Raw genomic sequence first — 17,282 nt, forward strand, 5'->3', positions numbered from 1 at the left:
CTCAGCTCACCTACGTGAGCCGGCAAACACAGCAAAACCTGCGGGCAGTAAGATCACTGGCTGCCCGCAAGCAATATGATTATGCTTTTGCTTTCGCTGCTGCTTTAACGATAACCGCGAAGGCATCGGCTTTGAGTGAAGCACCGCCAACCAGCGCACCATCGATATCTGGCTGGGTGAACAGTTCAGCAGCATTAGCCGCGTTCACTGAACCGCCGTACTGGATGATCACTTGTTCTGCCACTGCCGCATCATGCTTGGCAATGTGACCACGGATAAACGCGTGAATCGCTTGTGCCTGTGCTGGAGTGGCTGATTTACCCGTACCGATAGCCCAGATAGGTTCATAAGCAATCACCGCACCCATCAGCGCCTGTGCACCTAGCGTAGTCAGTACTGCATCGAGTTGAGTTGCACATACAGCTTCAGTTTCACCGGCTTCATTTTGTGCGTCGGTTTCACCGATACACAGAACCGGAGTGAGGCCGGCTGTTTTCAGTGCAGCAAATTTTTGGGCGATGAAAGCATCGCTCTCATGGTGGTAAGTACGGCGCTCAGAGTGGCCAATAATAATATACTGCGCACCAAACTCTTTGAGCATCTCAGGAGAGATATCACCGGTAAATGCACCTGCCACGTTAACGTCAACATTTTGTGCACCCAATACGATGGCTGAACCTGCTAATGCACTCTGGGCTTCCGCCAGATACATCACCGGAGGGGCAATGGCTACGCCACAACCTTCAACACCGGCCAGTTCTGTGTTCAGACCTGCGATCAGATCTTGCACCATAGCTTTGTTACCGTTCAGCTTCCAGTTACCCATAACTAATGGACGACGCATGCTTGTACTCTCCAGTTCAACGATCTAATCAATAAAACGATCTAATCAATAAGGTGATAATCATTTGCCCGTGCTGTGTACGTAGTGTTTACGCGCAGGCCACGGCTTTTCTCAAACATAATCGGAAAAATATAACAGCTATTTGAATCGATTTATCTGAGAGCCATCATAGATTTTAGGATTGCATGATTTTTTCTGTTGCCTATTTACGAAACTCGCTTACATCTTTGCCGCTACTTTCCAGAAAGACGGTTGTATTTGTGCCGAGAAACAAGCCTCGCCTGCTGATAAATCACACAAATAGGGCAATAAAAACGCAGTCGCACGGCTTTAACTACAAAACAGTTGACGAGTTCGCCGGTGCTGATTAAGATGCGCGTCATTCGGTGAGTAGCGCAGCCCGGTAGCGCAACTGGTTTGGGACCAGTGGGTCGGAGGTTCGAATCCTCTCTCACCGACCATATTAAGAAAAGCCCGCTCTTTGAGCGGGCTTTTTGCATTCTGTCATCCCTGAATATTGAACTGCTTTTACAGTGCCCTCACTTTCTACAGTGCACTTAGCATGCTCGGTTTTTTACATGCGATTCGGCTAACAGGCTAGTTGGCCAAAATGCTGTTCTACCAACATGCTATTGTAGCAAAATAGAATAATGCTCCAGTGTGCCCTGTGCCCGAAGCATTAAGGCTCTCAATCTCTATCCCGCAAAATATAATGCTTTTTCTTTCTGGTTTTTCTTTTTGGCTTTTCCTGTTTGTGCTTTTACGCCTGCTTTGGCAGCGCAGTAGTACACCCGCTGTGTATATTTTAGCCAATGATGGAACAAAACCACACGGTTCTGACTCTGACAACCTGACGACAAGAATCGCTGAGTGCCAATGCGCCCACATATTGCAGTTATCAAAGGGCGGGAAAGCTGTAATTGCAGTTATAGGCAGGTATACTCAGACCTCTTTCACTCATTCACCCTTAATGGCGAAACACTATGCAGCAACAAGTCATGCAATTTATTCAGGGCCACACCGTTCTCAGTGTGGCATGGATTGGGCTATTTGTGGCCGTGATCGTAACCACGTATAAAAGCCGTTTTTCCCCCATTAAAACCGTAGATAATGCACGCGCTACGCAATTGCTGAACCGTGAAAATGCGATAGCGGTCGATATTCGTTCACCCGATGATTACCGCAAAGGCCATATCGTTGATAGCGTAAATATGCTGCCTTCAGCAATTAAAGATAATAATTTAGGTGAGCTGGAAAAACACAAAGCACAACCGGTGATTGTGGTCTGTGCCACCGGAATGACTGCGCGCAGTGCCGCTGAAAACTTGCATAAACTTGGCTTTACGCAAGTTAGCGTGCTGAGCGAAGGGATTTCCGGCTGGTCAGCAGCACACCTGCCACTGGCGCGTGGAAAGTAAGTTATTTGGTTTGCTATTACGCTTTGCTATGGTGTGCCGCACTGTCAGCGTTACAGATGTGCGTAGCGTCAATACCAGCAAAGCATCCTCTCCGTTTTCAAGGAAACGAAACTAGAAGGTATAAGTGTCATGTCTGAACAAAATATGAGTGAAACCCTGTTCCAAATTCAGCGTATCTACACCAAAGATGTCTCTTTTGAAGCGCCAAACTCGCCAACTATTTTCCAAAAAGAGTGGCAGCCGGATGTGAAACTGGATCTGGATACTGCGTCAAATGAGCTAGGTGATAACACCTATGAAGTGGTTCTGCGCCTGACTGTGACTGCAAACGTGGGCGAGCAAGTGGCTTTCCTGTGTGAAATTCAGCAAGCAGGTATCTTCTCTGTTGCCGGCCTTGATGCTTCACAAATGGCGCATTGCCTAGGTGCATACTGCCCGAACATTCTGTTCCCGTATGCACGTGAGTGTGTAACCAGCTTGGTAACGCGCGGTACATTCCCACAGCTGAACTTAGCCCCGGTTAACTTTGATGCACTGTTCATGAACTACTTGCAAGAACAAGCACAGCAAGGCCAAACTGAACAAGCATAATTGCAGCAATACATACTGTTTTGTTGCCGAAATAAAGAAGATAACACCATGATGAAACCAGATGTCGCCATGACAGTGATCGGTGCCGGTTCGTACGGTACGGCTCTCGCCCTCACCCTTGCTCGTAATCACCACCGTGTCATGCTGTGGGGACATAATCCACAGCACATGGCGAGTCTGGTCTCTTCGCGTGAAAACAGTGCCTTTTTGCCGGGTGTTCCCTTCCCGGCGGCACTGGAAATCGAACCTGATTTAGCCACTGCCGTGGCGGCCAGCCGTGATCTGCTGATTGTTGTACCGAGCCATGTGTTTGGTCAGGTGCTGGCCAATATCAAGCCTTACCTGCGCTCTGAGAGCCGGATTGTCTGGGCCACCAAAGGGCTGGAAGCTGATACCGGCCGCCTTTTGGAAGAGGTAGCGCGTGAGGTGCTAGGCGATACCATTCCACTGGCCGTTCTCTCTGGCCCGACATTTGCCAAAGAGATGGCTGCAGGCATGCCAACTGCCATTTCGGTTTCCGCAACCGACCCGCAATTTTCCGCCGATCTGCAAACCCTGTTTCACTGCGGAAAAAGTTTTCGCGTCTACAACAACCCCGACTTTGTCGGTGTGCAACTGGGCGGCGCGGTGAAAAACGTCATAGCCATTGGTGCAGGAATGTCTGACGGTATGGGGTTTGGCGCTAACGCACGCACTGCGCTGATCACCCGTGGTTTGGCCGAGATGAGCCGGTTAGGTGTGGCCCTTGGCGCAGAGGCTGCTACCTTTATGGGCATGGCCGGATTGGGCGATCTGGTGCTGACATGCACCGATAACCAATCGCGTAACCGCCGTTTTGGGCTGATGCTGGGGCAAGGCAACGGTGTGGATGCCGCGCAGCAGAGTATTGGTCAGGTGGTTGAAGGTTACCGTAACACCAAAGAGGTGCACATTTTGGCCCAGCGTCTGGGGGTTGAAATGCCGATTACCGAACAAATTTATCAGGTGCTTTATTGCGGGAAAGATGCGCGTGAAGCGGCTGTTGCGCTGCTGGCACGCGCCAGCAAAAACGAATAATACTTATGTATGTAGGTCATGGTGGAGTCGGTTGGCATGTATAAACCGGAGCTGGATCTGATCTGGCAAGAGATCAAACAAGAAGCGCGGCAACTGGTTGAGGGCGAGCCAATGCTGGCCAGCTTTTTTCACGCCACGATTTTAAAGCACAACCATCTGGGCAATGCGCTCAGCTATATTCTGGCCAATAAACTGGCTACCGCCACCATGCCGGCCATTTCAGTGCGGGAAATCATTGAAGAAGCGCACGAGCACGATTGCGGCATTATCGAAAGTGCCGCGCTGGATATCCGCGCAGTACGTGATCGCGATCCGGCCGTCAGTATGTGTACCACGCCGCTGCTGTATTTGAAGGGCATCCATGCGCTGCAAGGCTATCGGGTGGCAAACTGGCTGTGGCAGCAAAACCGCACTTCACTGGCCATTTATCTGCAAAACCAGATCTCGGTAGTGTTTGCGGTGGATATTCATCCGGCGGCCCGCATAGGCCACGGGATTATGCTCGACCATGCCACCGGTATTGTGATTGGTGAAACGGCGGTGGTCGAAAATGATGTGTCTATCCTGCAGAATGTCACGCTTGGCGGTACGGGCAAAGAGTCGGGCGATCGCCACCCGAAAATCCGTGAAGGGGTGATGATTGGCGCGGGTGCAAAAGTGCTGGGCAATATTGAAGTTGGGCGCGGGGCTAAGATTGGCGCAGGCTCAGTGGTTTTACAAGCTGTGCCGCCGCATACTACGGTAGCTGGCATTCCGGCGCGGATTGTCGGGCGGCCGGGCTGTGCAAAACCCTCGCTTGAGATGGATCAAGATTTTGACCTGCTGCGGCATCACTTCTCGCATGGCGACGGTATTTAACCGCCGCCATCAGGTTATCACTGGTTTACGAAAACCGGCAATTCCTCCCCTCGCAACGCACGTAAATTAGCGTGCGCCCGCATAACCTAACTGCCGCCACGACTCATACACGACAACGGCAACCGTATTCGACAGATTCATGCTGCGGCTCTCTGCACACATAGGTATGCGGATTTTCTGCTGCGGTGGCAGTGCATCTAAAATTTCGGCTGGCAGACCACGGGTTTCCGGGCCAAACAGCAGAAAATCCCCCGCCTGATAGCTAATTTCACTGTGATTTGGCGTGCCTTTGGTGGTCAGGGCAAACAGGCGATCCGGCTGTTCGCTGGCCAGAAAGGCAGCATAATCATGGTGGCGCTTGATAGAGGTAAACTCGTGGTAATCCAGCCCCGCACGACGCAGACGCTTATCATCCCAAGTAAACCCGAGCGGCTCGATCAGGTGCAACCGGTAGCCGGTATTGGCACATAAACGGATAATATTGCCGGTATTGGGCGGGATTTCGGGCTGATACAGAACGATATTCAGCATACTGATGGTTTCACTGATCACTGTTAATGGAATACCGGCAGGATACCCGATCAACTCACGGCGGTAAAATGCACAGAGACGCAGACCGGCGGGTAAACAACCGGTCTGCAAGCAGGTAATCAACCGCCATGTGGTATCAGTCGGCCAGCGGCAGGCTGATGGTAACACGCAATCCACCCTGCGGGCTGGTGCTGGCGCTGATCGTACCGCGATGCTGCCGAATAGCGTTATCAACAATTGCCAGCCCCAGCCCCGTTCCACCCGAGGTGCGGGTACGCGCCTCATCGGTACGGTAAAACGGGCGGAAAATTTTCTCGCGCTCTTCCGGCGGCACGCCTGGCCCATCATCATCAATAAAAATATGTAGCATACGCGGCGCATCACTGCTCATATCACACTGAAAACGCAAGCTGATGGTTTGATACGCGTAGCGCAAGGCATTGCGGATCACGTTCTCAAGCGCGCTTTCGAGCAGGGCACGGTTACCACTTAACGGCCACGGTTGCAGTACATCCTCAATCACCAGTGTTTTACCGCTCTGTTCTGCCTCAAAGGTGGCATCATCAAGCACCGGCTCCCACAGCTCATCAGCGTGCAGTGCCTCGCGTTCCAGATGGCTGTTGAGCTGTAAACGTGATAGAGCCAGCAGATCGCCAATCATGCCATCTAACCGCTGGGCTTCGGTCTCAATCCGTGCCAGCTCACTGCTCTCGCCCTGACGGCGGCGTACCAGTGCAGTCGCCAGTTGCAAACGGGTAAGCGGGGTGCGCAGCTCATGCGAGATATCCGACAATAGACGCTGTTGATTGCCAACCATTTGCTCAAGCACGCTGACCATTTGGTTAAAACTACGCCCGGCAGCACGAAACTCTTTCGAGCCGCGCTCAAGCAGCGGATCAAGGGTTAGCTCGCCACCAGCCACTTTATTCGCCGCCCGTTGCAAACGCCGCGCGGGGCGGGCTAGGCTCCAGGCCAGCCACAGCAAAAACGGGGTGCTACTCAACATGGTGACCGCCAGCAGGGTAATCGGATGATCAAGCAGATAGTTGATCAGCCCCTTGTTCGGATCGGTCGGGTGCGATAGGAACAGGCGATACATCTCCCCGTGGGCAAACACGATAAACGGCCCGATCACCATGCGCTGGTCATACCGTTTTTTGCGCGGATACTGTAAATCTTCCGACAGCGAGACAAAGTTGCTCATGTCGCGCGCCCCCATATGCCCCGAGCCAAGCAGCAGGCCGTCACCACGCTGAATAATCACCCGCACGCGCGAATGCTGGTTACTGTTGAGCGATAACCGAATCTGCCGATCGGTTGCATCAGCAGGCAGAGCTTGCAGTTGCCGCCCCAGCTGATTGGCCATCCGCTGGTAAGAGGCGTTTTCACGCGGCGAAAGTTCGGTGACATTACGGCTATCCCAGCGCGGTAGCATCAGCACCAGCAGCAACACCAATGCCAGCGTAAACCAGAAAATTGCAAATATCCGCGCAGTCAGGCTGTTCAGGGTTGTTAGTAACCCCATCATGCTGCCGCAACCAGCAGGTAACCACGCCCGCGCAGGGTTTTAAACCACGGCTGGCCATCACTACGCTCGGGCAGCTTTTTGCGCAGATTTGACATGTGCATGTCAATCGAACGGTCAAACGGTGAAAGGCGTTTACCCAGAATATCCAGACTCAGGGTTTCCCGTGAAATAATCTCACCGGGGTGCTGAATGAGCAGGTGCAACAGGGTAAATTCCGTACCGGTCAAATCAAGGGCTGCATCCTGATAGCGCACCTCTTGCCGCCCCGGATAGAGGGTTATCTGATCAAATTGTAGGCACTCCTGCCCCTTATCTTCGCTACTACTGACCCGCACAGTTCGGCGCAAAATAGCCCGAATCCGCGCTACCAGTTCACGATCATTAAAGGGCTTGGGCAGGTAGTCATCCGCGCCCAGCTCCAGCCCCAGCACTCTGTCTAGCTCACTGCCGCGCGCAGTCAGCATCAAAACCGGAGTCGTGAAGTTCAAGCGCAGTGCCTTGAGTGTCTCAAGCCCGTTACGTTTGGGCATCATGATATCGAGCAAGATCAGATCGATACTTTCATCCAATACGCTCAGTGCTTGATCGCCATCGTGGGCGATCAATACCGAAAAGCCTTCCATTTCGAGCAGTTCTGAGAGTAAATCGGTTAATTCGTGGTCATCATCCACAAGCAATAGTTTGGTCATACTGTCCCTCCGCCTGACATAAGGTATGCGATCCCCTGCCTGACAGCCATGTTCCTTTACATAGATTTACACCACCTGACACCACTTTGCATTGATGCGCCTACAATTACCCTCATTGATTGAACGGATAACATCCACCCCTGTTAACCAGTAAAAGGAAAAAACCATGCGAGTACTGAATAAAGTGATGATTGCTTCTGTGTTAGCGTTGACATCGGGTCTGGCTATGGCACAAACCACCGCAGTCACCACCTCGGCAGCGGACAACAGCGCACCGGCAGAGAGAACCGGTATGATGCAAAAGCATCACATGAAAAACGGCGATCATAAAAGTATGCGCTGCTCTGGTTTTACCACTAAAGGGCTGAACCTGAGCGAACAGCAGCAAGCACAGTTCAAAACGCTGTGCCAGCAACAAAAACGCGAACCGCGTATGGCCGATGAAATGCGCGCCGAAATGCACAAAATTATGACTGCAGCAAAATTTGATGAAACTGCGGCCCGCAATATGTTCGAGAAGATGAACGCACAGCGTGTTGACAGCCAGGTTGAGCGTGCCCGTACGCATAACCAGATGTATAACCTGCTGACACCAGAGCAACAAGCTAAGGTAAATCAGCGTTATCAGGCTCGCCAGCCGGTTGTCAAACCTGCAATGCCGGCAGCAGCCATTGCACCAACGGCAAACTAAGGTTTTAACTTTTAGCTTCCCGCTAAAATCGATCTTCACACTCCACCCGCTGGCACTGTGTCAGTGGGTGTTTTTGCTTTCATCCCCCCATATTTTTTAAGTGCTTTGCACTTCTTTCCTCTGAATAGGATTTTCCTTTTACGGCTACATTGCTGTTTTAAGGGGGATAGTCGTGATTTTTTAACACGCAAACGCAAACGGTTACGTCTGTTTTGTGCTAGACTCGGCGGCGTTTTTATTCATTCTCTCTTACAGGTTTGCCCTCATGAAACGTGAATTAGCGATCGAGTTTTCCCGTGTAACCGAAGCGGCGGCACTGGCCGGTTATAAATGGCTGGGGCGTGGCGATAAGAATATTGCCGATGATGCTGCGGTTCGCGCGATGCGCATTATGCTCAATCAAGTTGAGATCGCCGGTGAAATCGTGATCGGTGAAGGTGAAATTGATGAAGCGCCGATGCTATATATCGGTGAGAAAGTGGGTACCGGCCAAGGCTGTGCGGTAGATATCGCGGTTGACCCGATTGAAGGCACGCGGATGACTGCTATGGGGCAGGCCAATGCGCTGGCGGTGCTGGCAGTGGGCGAAAAAGGCACATTTTTACGCGCCCCGGATATGTATATGGAAAAACTGGCGGTCGGCCCAGCAGCAAAAGGGGTGATTGATCTTAATTTATCGCTAACGGAAAACCTGACCCGTGTGGCCGAAAAACTGAACAAACCGCTGCATGCGCTGACGGTTATCACGCTGGCCAAACCGCGCCACGACAGCGCCATTGCACAAATGCAGGCAATGGGCGTGAGGGTCTTTGCTATTCCTGATGGGGATGTTGCAGCCTCTATCCTGACTTGTATGCCAGAGAGTGAAGTGGATGTGCTGTACGGTATCGGCGGTGCGCCGGAGGGTGTTATCTCTGCGGCGGTGATCCGCGCGCTTGATGGCGATATGCAGGGCCGTTTGCTAGCACGTCATCATGTAAAAGGTGATAGCGAAGATAACCGTCGGTTAGGTGAAAGTGAGCTGGCTCGCTGCGCAGAGATGGGCATTGAGGCAGATAAAGTGCTGACGCTGTCAGATATGGCGCGTAACGATAACGTTATTTTCTCGGCCACCGGTATCACCAAAGGCGATCTGCTTGAGGGTATTCACCGTCAGGGCAATGTCGCAACCACCGAAACGCTGCTCATTCGCGGTAAATCGCGCACCATTCGCCGCATTAAATCTACCCATTATCTGGATCGTAAAGACCCAGAGATCTGCCAGATTATTCTGTGATAACAAAAACGGCACTCAATAGAGTGCCGTTTTGATTTGTATCTAACCGATACGGCGCGCAGAGAGATCCAATTTTTGCTGGCGCTGACGGTAAACAATCAGCAACCAAAACAAGCCTATCAGCAAGCCCATCACCAACATCAGCAAACCAAGTGTGGTTTGACCATGCATTGGCAAGCTGGCTGAGAGCCATGTGGTGATCCCTGAGCCCATGTTTTGTAATCCGCCAACCAGCGCACCGGCCGAACCTGCTAACAGCGGATAAGGGTTAAGTGCGCCAGTCGTCGCCAGCGGGAACAACATGCCACCGGCAAAAAAGAACATCGCGGCAGGGATCAGCAAGCTATACACGGTAAGAATACCCAGTGCGCCACACGCCCACATACTAAAACCAGCCAACACAGCAGCACTGACACCAATCCACATTAACTGATTGAGAGTAAAACGTTTTTGCGCAGCCAGCCACGAGCCTAAAAATGCCGCCGGTAACGGCAAAATAAACAAGAGGCTGACCATCACTTCGCTCAACCCCAACTCATTGCTCATCAATACGCCCGCGCTGGCCTCAAATACCGCAACACCCGATAAGGCGCACACCATAATCAGCACATAGCCAACAAAATCACCCTGTTGCAATAAGTGCTTATAGCCTTTGAGTAGGCTAGTTGCGTGATGTTTTGCTGCTTCTGGCCGAGTTTCCGGTAGCCAAAGTGCCATCGATATCCAGACAAACGCCCCCAGCCCAAGCAAAAATACAAAACAGGCTCGCCAGCCAAAATGGGCCGATAGCACGCCGCCCAGCACCGGAGCCAATAGCGGGCTGAATATCACCCCCATACTGATCAAGCTGTTGGCACGGCGCAACGGCGCACCATCAAACAAGTCGCGCGGCACGGTACGGATCATCACACCCGCAACCCCGGTTCCCAAGCCTTGAATCGCGCTACTGGCCACGAGTAGATCTAAATTCGGTGCTAAAATGGCTAATAACGTTCCGGCTACAAACACCAGTAAACCGGCCAGCACCACAGGGCGGCGGCCAATACGATCAGAGAGCGGGCCATAAATCAGTTGTGACAGGCCATACGTCAGTAAATAGGCGGCCATCACCGCCTGTACCGCACCAGGGCGAACCATTAATCCGGTTGCAATCTGCGTCATGGCGGGAACATAGATGGTTTGCGTCATCTGCCCAACAGCCACTAACAAAATCAGCAAAAGCAGCATTTTGTTTTCGTTTGTTTTATTCATGTTTAATTGGCTTCAATTCCACTGCACAACGCCACCGCAACCTTAGATTGCAGCGTTAGCAACGCAGAGTTTTATTCTGTGGATTAAGGGAAATAGTAGATAAAAAATGACTGGAAACAGTCATAGGTAATACGATAGCAAAGTGGTGAGCCAGCTCACAACCTTTATACGCTCGGAAGATTACGGCAGGCGTACAAATAACCGATCACGGCTGGAATAAAATATTTACACCGCCCGCAACAAGGCTCAACCGCCCTTGCTGTACGGCCATATTTCCCACAATCATTTCCTACAATAAGTAAACGCATTGCTTTATAAACTGTGCACGGCATAATAAACATTCTATTAACATGGCGGCGAAACCGGAGCAGATCCCATCATGAAAACGGCGGATATTATTCTGCACCGGCTGAAAAGTCAGGGTGCGCTCAGTGCAAAAATGCTCGCCGCAGATCTGGGCATGACCACTATGGGCATTCGCCAGCACATGCAGCTACTTGAGCAGCAACAACTGGTGCAGTTTGACGATCAACGGCTGAAAATCGGCCGCCCGACCCGTTTTTGGTCACTCACTGCGCAAGGGCATGCCACCTTTCCCGATCGCCACGCCGACCTTTCTGCCGGATTACTGATCAACATTCGTAAACTGTATGGCGAACCGATGCTTAGCCAACTGATGAATGAGCGCGAAGAGCAGCTGTATCAGCAGTATCACGGCGCACTCTTGCATGCCCATACGCTGGAAGCGCGCCTGAGCGCACTGGTACGGCTGCGCCAGCACGAGGGGTATATGGCCGAACTGCAACCCTATGACGGCGGATTTTTGCTGATTGAACAGCACTGCCCGATCTGTTCTGCCGCCAGTGCGTGTCAGGCCTTGTGCGCCAGTGAGCTACACTTATTTCAGCGTCTGCTCGGTGAACCTTATCAGGTTGAACGTATCGAACATATTGTTGGCGGAGACCGCCGTTGTGCCTATGCAATTTCAGCCCGCTGATACCACAACGGCCAGCGAGAACGTTTTTCATTCAGCGATACACAGAAGGTATACAGCATGACAGAGTGGGTTCAGGGCAGCGTCAGTAAAATCGAGCATTGGACTGATCGCCTGTTTTCGCTGCACGTCCGCGCAGCGGTTGCACCGTTTAAAGCCGGCCAGTTCGCCAAGCTGGCGCTGGATATTAACGGTGAACGGGTACAGCGCGCATACTCGTATGTAAATGCTCCCGACAGCGATGATCTGATTTTTTATGTCATTCAGGTGCCTGAAGGCAAACTCTCTGGCGCATTACAGCGGCTACAGGTGGGGGATAACGTCTGGCTGACGGTACAGGCCAACGGTTTTTTTGTGCTTGATGAGCTGCCGCCGACCCGTGATTTATGGATGATCGCCACTGGCACGGCCATCGGCCCCTATTTATCGATGTTAGCGCAACCTTCGCAGCTTACGCATATTCGCCACATCCGCTTGATCCATGCCGTGCGTCAGCAGTCAGATCTCAGCTACTGGCCACAGATGCAAGCGCTGGAAGCTGAGTACGCAGGTAAATTACGCTGCCTGAGTGTGGTGAGCCGTGAAGCGAACCCTGACGGACTGGAGGGGCGGATCCCTGCACTATTAACCTCGGGTGCATTAGAGCAAAAAGCAGAGCTGGCTATTGCGGCCGAACACTCACACATTATGCTGTGCGGAAATCCGCAAATGGTGCGCGATACCCAGCAAACGCTGATCAGCAGCTTTAACTTGCAAAAGCATCTGCGCCGTAAACCCGGCCAGATCACTAGTGAGCATTACTGGTAAGTAAAATCAGTACAACAGCCCACGTTATTAGTTCGATACAAATAGGCGGCGCGGTAACAACTCAATACCGAGCCGCACATGATGAGCAAAACATCATACTCTCGAACATAGCATGATCACGAAAACATCACGGTAAAATTGGCATTACACTAACGGCGAAAACGTACCGGTAACGGAACATCGCCATATTGATTACGGTCTGGTTGGCCACGAAACAGCCCGCAATCAAGGGCAAAAATCACCAGCACGAACAGTGGCATAAAGCGAGCTATTGCCCACTGCCACAGCGGCTCAGTTAAATACGGGCCAATCCCCGGAAAAAACACCGGAATAATCAGCAGTGCGGCAAACCAGCCGGGTTTGCCTCTGTCGTGTAGACGCTTAACCAATACCGCCAGCATTGGCCACAGCAGTACAATCACCACCGCACTGACCGCATTGGTGTAGCCATCAAGTAGCCAAGTTGCCAGCATCAGCAGCAGCAGACAAATCCCCATACCCTGCCAAAACCCCTGACGCTGTAACCGACCCCGAAAAGAAAATAACCATGCATAAAGCGACATAAACGCACCCTGTAGCGGCAGATTGATAACGGATATTATCCTGCATCCTTACTGATTACGCAGCAGTAAAATCCTTTTATATGAGGTCTGCACGAGTACTACACCACGTTTTAACCGTTATCCCCTTACAGGTTTAGCTGCATTGTCTTTCCCTCTAGCCGCTGGCGCGTCAGTGGCTTATATTGGTTAACGTTGGATGAGGCAACACGATGCATATCCGCCTGATCCCTTTTGCTGTTGAACAATGATTCCAGCATGGCATGAACTGTTATCCAATAAGGAAATTATCGATGAAACTGTTCTATACTCCGGGCGCTTGTTCCATGTCTCCGCATATCGTACTCAATGAGCTTGGCCTGCCACACAGCATAGAAAAAGTCGACTTGCGTTCGAAAAAAACCGAACATGGCAGTGACTTTTTGGCTATTAACCCAAAAGGGCAAATCCCTACGCTACTGCTCGATGACGGCTCTATACTGACCGAAGGGGTAGCCATTGTGCAGTATCTGGCCGATCAGTGCCCCAACAATACCCTGACACCGCCCGCTGGCAGCCGCGCCCACTACCACCTGCTTGAGAGTCTGAACTACGTGGCCACCGAGCTACACAAAACGTGGGGCAGCCTGTTCAATCCGGCAATGCCGGCCGAGTGGCGTGAAGTGGTATTAACCCGTATTCAAGGGCAACTGGCCTATTTAGATCAGCAGTTTTCCCAGCAAGAGTATGCCACCGGTGCAACCTTCTCGATTGCTGATGCCTATATGTTTACCGTACTCGGCTGGGCAACACCGCTGAAAATTGATTTTGCCCCGTATCCGCATATACAAGCTTATCTTGCCCGCATCAGCGCACGTCCGGCCGTACAGCAAACGCTGAAAGCCGAAGGGCTGATTTAACCAAGGTTAAGTGGCAGAGTACAGACAGAGCCACCACTCGCTGTATCACTAACGATATTGCTAGATATATCGTTGGCTGCAACTAACTTACGCTAACAAAACGCCCCTGAGCGGCCATGCTACTCAGGGGCGTTTTTATACCGAATTTTTATCTCAGCTTCTTATATCGAACGGTTCAAATAGATTTATTATGTAAGATCACAGCAGCCCGCTGATTTCATGCTGCAGCGCGCTCGGCCAGACACCACACTGCACCTGCCCAATATGCGGGCGTTGCAACAACAGCATGGTCAACCGTGATTGCCCGATACCACCGCCAATAGTTTGCGGCATCGCGCCCTGCAACAGGTTCTGATGCCACGCCTGACTCAAGCGCGCCTCATCTCCGGTCAGTGCTAGCTGATGTTGCAGTGCTGCGGCATCCACTCGAATACCCATTGATGACAGCTCAAGCACATCATCAAGCACCGGGTTCCATACCAGAATGTCACCGTTTAAACCGGCTAAGCCTTCAACCCCTGCAGAGCTCCAGTCATCATAATCGGGGGCACGGCAGTCGTGCGCATCACCGTTTGACAGCGCTCCGCCGATACCTATCAGAAACACGGCCCCCAACTCTTTGGCAATCGCTCGCTCGCGCTCTTTAGCGCTAAGCCCTGGATAACGCTGCAACAGTTGCTCACTGTGCATAAACTGGATCTCAGCAGGCAAGAACGGCGTTAACTCATACTCGGCACACACCGCACGTTCGGTCTGCTTAATTGCACGATAAATTTTCTGCACCGTTTGTTGCAGATAGGCAGGTGTACGCTCAGAATCGGGCATTACTCGCTCCCAATCCCACTGGTCAACATACACCGAGTGAATGGCCGACAGCCGATCTTCATCCGGGCGCAGCGCCTTCATGTGGGTGAAGATCCCCTCTCCGACCTGAAAACCGTAACGACCCAGAGTATGGCGCTTCCATTTTGCCAGTGAATGCACCACCTCAAACTGCGCCTGTGGCAGCGTTTTAACCTTCACTTGCACTGCCTGCTCACTGCCCGACAAGTTATCCTGAATGCCATCACCCACTTGGCTCAAAATTGGCCCCTGCACTTCCACAAGATCAAGCTGCTGTGCCAGTTGATCGGAAAAGTAGGTTTTTACAAAGCTAATTTGCTGCTGGCGCTGGATAAACTCTCTGCTCATGATACGGCTCTTCTTCTGTCATTGCCGGCCTGCTGACCAGTCAAAAAAGGGGAATATCGCGCTAACAGAGCCATGCATACCATTTGCTCCTGCGCCTCTCTGTTTTTGATTCTTCAACAAAAGCACCATACAATTCAATATTCATTAATAAAAATAACCATTACGCGCAATTTTCATTAAAAAAATAGCGTAATATTTAATGAATCAATAATTAAAGGCAGTAAAAATGGCTGAAAATTACCGAATCGATAATCTGGATAAATCGATACTGAGCGCATTAATGGATAACGCACGTACCTCATACGCCGAACTGGCCAAGCGCTTTGGCGTCAGTGCCGGCACAATTCATGTACGGGTTGAAAAGATGAAAGAGGCTGGCATTATTGAAGGTACACGGGTACAGGTCAGCGCTAAACGGCTAGGGTATGATGTCTGCTGTTTTATCGGTATTAATCTGAAAAGTGCCAAAGACTACCCCTCGGCACTGGGGAAACTGCGTGAGCTTGATGAGGTGGTCGAGGCCTACTACACCACCGGTAACTACAGTATTTTTATCAAAGTGATGACCCGCTCAATTGATGAATTACAGCATGTGCTGGTTAATAAAATTCAGAATATTGATGAAATTCAGTCAACTGAAACACTGATCTCACTGCAAAACCCAATTTTGCGTGATGTACAGCCGTAAAATAAACCCCATCCGGCAGAGGCTTATAGTCAACCAAAAACGCAGCATTAAAGAATATGAGTCAGTGTGACCTGATTTTTTCCACTGCGTTTAGAAACATACAAACAATCATCGGCAATGGTAAATACCGTATCAAACGGCTGATACCGAGCAATACAACCACCTACCGAGACTGTAATTCGCTTAACCTCTGCCGCTGGAGACATCTGTGCAATGGTGCTGCGGATCAGCTCTGCCCGATGCCGAATAATCTCTTCCCTATCGGTCATCATAACTAACAGGAACTCTTCGCCACCCCAGCGGGCGACCAGATCGGTGTCACGGGTCAGTTTTTGTAGCACTGATGAAATAGACATCAGCACCTGATCACCGACTGCATGCCCATAAAGATCATTTACCTGCTTAAAATCATCGACATCAATCACCAGCACGCTATAACAAGGGGGTAATTTTTTTAAATTATCATGCACATAGTGGCGATTATATAGCCCGGTCAGGCTATCTAAATAAATCTTAGTTCTGAAGGCAAGCAGATGGGAGGCCACCAACACACTCAGGGTAGAAATAACCAGAGCAATCAGTAAATCAGATACAGTTAATAAAGATAAATTACTGTAACTGATATTAAATTGCTGCGGCGAGCAGGGAATATTGTAATGTTCACTCGGGGTTACATCTGATAAATAGAATTTTGTGTCGTTGTCCTTGTTAAAATGGCGGATAAAATCAGGTATAATCGTTGATTTAATATCCGCAATAACTACCGCATCAAGTTTTCCCTTGTTATACAACGGCATAAGAATACTGAATATCGATAACCCAGAATTACTCTCTTGATAATGCTCAGTCAAATGAACAAAACAGCCACGAAAAGCAAATTGGTTATAGTTTTCACCAAATACATCCGCTTTTAAATTTTCACTTTGAAAAACACTTTGTAATGCAGAGTTATGTAGTGGCGAATGGTTATTATATTTCTGTGGAATAACCAGAGCATATTCACGGTTATATTTTACCAATGACAATGTAGATAAAAACCCTTGAGTGACGCCATCAAGGTTATCTTTTATCGCATTGATATCACTAAAAATATCCGGGACAGGTGATGCGGAATTTTTGTTATCAGAAGGCGCAATAAAAGCAATATTTGGAAATTGTTGGCTTTTAGCTTGCGCATCATCGAGTGGGATTTTCGGTGCATTATGGTAAGCCACCGCCATATTGCGCAACTGATAATAACTGTCGAGAAATAAAATATTGATTTCATCGAGCAAGATAGTTTTACGTAGTACATAGCGAGTCTGCGCGTTATTGAATAAAAACAACGTTACTAATACATTAATGAGGATAAATAGGTAGGGTAAACCTAGCTTTCGTTTGTTTTTTCGCATCGACTCATCGTTCAGTAGT

Annotated in this window: 19 protein-coding genes and 1 tRNA gene; 11 read left to right on the top strand and 9 right to left on the bottom strand. The window is 50.4% G+C overall.

The features are described 5' to 3' along the window. Positions 1-79 precede the first annotated feature (79 nt). Entirely contained in the window at positions 80-844 is a 765-nt protein-coding gene (gene tpiA / locus AC1HDJ_RS01625; RefSeq protein WP_479536732.1) for a triose-phosphate isomerase, read from the bottom strand. 384 nt (positions 845-1,228) lie between these two features. On the opposite strand from tpiA, the gene AC1HDJ_RS01630 reads away from it, so the two are divergent. From AC1HDJ_RS01630 to cysE, 5 genes are all read left to right on the top strand, one after another. Beyond that, a tRNA-Pro gene (locus AC1HDJ_RS01630) sits at positions 1,229-1,305 on the top strand. A gap of 522 nt (positions 1,306-1,827) precedes the next feature. Beyond that, positions 1,828-2,262, top strand: coding sequence for a rhodanese-like domain-containing protein (locus tag AC1HDJ_RS01635; protein ID WP_479536734.1), 435 nt, complete (start codon positions 1,828-1,830; stop codon positions 2,260-2,262). A 129-nt stretch (positions 2,263-2,391) separates the two neighbouring features. Beyond that, complete coding sequence (gene secB / locus AC1HDJ_RS01640) at positions 2,392-2,853, top strand: protein-export chaperone SecB (RefSeq protein WP_438623236.1); 462 nt, start codon at positions 2,392-2,394, stop codon at positions 2,851-2,853. A gap of 48 nt (positions 2,854-2,901) precedes the next feature. After that, the gene (gene gpsA, locus AC1HDJ_RS01645; RefSeq protein ID WP_479536736.1) at positions 2,902-3,909 is read left to right on the top strand and encodes an NAD(P)H-dependent glycerol-3-phosphate dehydrogenase; all 1,008 of its coding nucleotides are present in this window, start codon (positions 2,902-2,904) and stop codon (positions 3,907-3,909) included. 36 nt (positions 3,910-3,945) lie between these two features. Beyond that, positions 3,946-4,767 (top strand): serine O-acetyltransferase, encoded by an 822-nt coding sequence (gene cysE / locus AC1HDJ_RS01650; protein ID WP_438623238.1) that lies wholly within the window; start codon positions 3,946-3,948, stop codon positions 4,765-4,767. A 66-nt stretch (positions 4,768-4,833) separates the two neighbouring features. Here the strand turns inward: cysE and trmL are convergent, their stop codons facing one another. From trmL to cpxR, 3 genes are all read right to left on the bottom strand, one after another. Then, entirely contained in the window at positions 4,834-5,298 is a 465-nt protein-coding gene (gene trmL, locus AC1HDJ_RS01655; protein WP_479537197.1) for a tRNA (uridine(34)/cytosine(34)/5-carboxymethylaminomethyluridine(34)-2'-O)-methyltransferase TrmL, read from the bottom strand. A 136-nt stretch (positions 5,299-5,434) separates the two neighbouring features. Next, the gene (gene cpxA / locus AC1HDJ_RS01660; RefSeq protein WP_479536739.1) at positions 5,435-6,826 is read right to left on the bottom strand and encodes an envelope stress sensor histidine kinase CpxA; all 1,392 of its coding nucleotides are present in this window, start codon (positions 6,824-6,826) and stop codon (positions 5,435-5,437) included. Next, positions 6,823-7,515, bottom strand: a complete 693-nt coding sequence (cpxR, locus tag AC1HDJ_RS01665) for an envelope stress response regulator transcription factor CpxR (RefSeq protein ID WP_479536741.1) — start codon at positions 7,513-7,515, stop codon at positions 6,823-6,825. Before cpxR ends, cpxA begins: the two co-directional genes overlap by 4 nt. Before the next feature lie 166 nt (positions 7,516-7,681). On the opposite strand from cpxR, the gene AC1HDJ_RS01670 reads away from it, so the two are divergent. Further along, positions 7,682-8,206 (top strand): Spy/CpxP family protein refolding chaperone, encoded by a 525-nt coding sequence (locus tag AC1HDJ_RS01670; RefSeq protein WP_479536743.1) that lies wholly within the window; start codon positions 7,682-7,684, stop codon positions 8,204-8,206. A 265-nt stretch (positions 8,207-8,471) separates the two neighbouring features. Continuing rightward, complete coding sequence (glpX, locus tag AC1HDJ_RS01675) at positions 8,472-9,482, top strand: class II fructose-bisphosphatase (protein WP_479536745.1); 1,011 nt, start codon at positions 8,472-8,474, stop codon at positions 9,480-9,482. 42 nt (positions 9,483-9,524) lie between these two features. Here the strand turns inward: glpX and emrD are convergent, their stop codons facing one another. Further along, positions 9,525-10,733 (bottom strand): multidrug efflux MFS transporter EmrD, encoded by a 1,209-nt coding sequence (gene emrD / locus AC1HDJ_RS01680; protein ID WP_479536747.1) that lies wholly within the window; start codon positions 10,731-10,733, stop codon positions 9,525-9,527. 379 nt (positions 10,734-11,112) lie between these two features. On the opposite strand from emrD, the gene AC1HDJ_RS01685 reads away from it, so the two are divergent. Both AC1HDJ_RS01685 and AC1HDJ_RS01690 read left to right on the top strand, forming a co-directional pair. Then, the gene (locus AC1HDJ_RS01685) at positions 11,113-11,730 is read left to right on the top strand and encodes a helix-turn-helix transcriptional regulator (protein WP_479536750.1); all 618 of its coding nucleotides are present in this window, start codon (positions 11,113-11,115) and stop codon (positions 11,728-11,730) included. Positions 11,731-11,787: 57 nt separating this feature from the next. Continuing rightward, positions 11,788-12,534 carry an FAD-binding oxidoreductase gene (locus tag AC1HDJ_RS01690; RefSeq protein ID WP_479536752.1) on the top strand — a complete coding sequence of 249 codons (747 nt, stop codon included), beginning with the start codon at positions 11,788-11,790 and terminating at the stop codon, positions 12,532-12,534. Between the two features lie 149 nt (positions 12,535-12,683). Here AC1HDJ_RS01690 and AC1HDJ_RS01695 read toward each other — a convergent pair whose 3' ends face one another. Next, positions 12,684-13,097, bottom strand: a complete 414-nt coding sequence (locus AC1HDJ_RS01695; RefSeq protein WP_479536754.1) for a DUF805 domain-containing protein — start codon at positions 13,095-13,097, stop codon at positions 12,684-12,686. Between the two features lie 125 nt (positions 13,098-13,222). Beyond that, positions 13,223-13,354, bottom strand: a complete 132-nt coding sequence (locus AC1HDJ_RS01700) for a hypothetical protein (protein ID WP_479536756.1) — start codon at positions 13,352-13,354, stop codon at positions 13,223-13,225. A gap of 33 nt (positions 13,355-13,387) precedes the next feature. Here AC1HDJ_RS01700 and gstA point away from each other — a divergent pair, with 33 nt between their 5' ends. After that, positions 13,388-13,993, top strand: coding sequence for a glutathione transferase GstA (gene gstA, locus AC1HDJ_RS01705; RefSeq protein ID WP_479536758.1), 606 nt, complete (start codon positions 13,388-13,390; stop codon positions 13,991-13,993). Positions 13,994-14,191: 198 nt separating this feature from the next. Here gstA and asnA read toward each other — a convergent pair whose 3' ends face one another. Then, the gene (gene asnA / locus AC1HDJ_RS01710; RefSeq protein ID WP_479536760.1) at positions 14,192-15,184 is read right to left on the bottom strand and encodes an aspartate--ammonia ligase; all 993 of its coding nucleotides are present in this window, start codon (positions 15,182-15,184) and stop codon (positions 14,192-14,194) included. 226 nt (positions 15,185-15,410) lie between these two features. Between asnA and asnC the strand changes: the two genes are divergently transcribed. After that, positions 15,411-15,872: a transcriptional regulator AsnC gene (gene asnC, locus AC1HDJ_RS01715; RefSeq protein ID WP_479536762.1), complete on the top strand. Its 462-nt coding sequence runs from the start codon at positions 15,411-15,413 to the stop codon at positions 15,870-15,872. A gap of 47 nt (positions 15,873-15,919) precedes the next feature. On the opposite strand, the gene AC1HDJ_RS01720 is transcribed toward asnC, so the two are convergent. Continuing rightward, a complete protein-coding gene (locus AC1HDJ_RS01720; RefSeq protein WP_479536764.1) occupies positions 15,920-17,263 on the bottom strand; it encodes a GGDEF domain-containing protein in 1,344 nt (447 codons plus the stop codon). Positions 17,264-17,282: the final 19 nt, after the last annotated feature.

Source organism: Plesiomonas sp. ISS29, assembly GCF_056522795.1.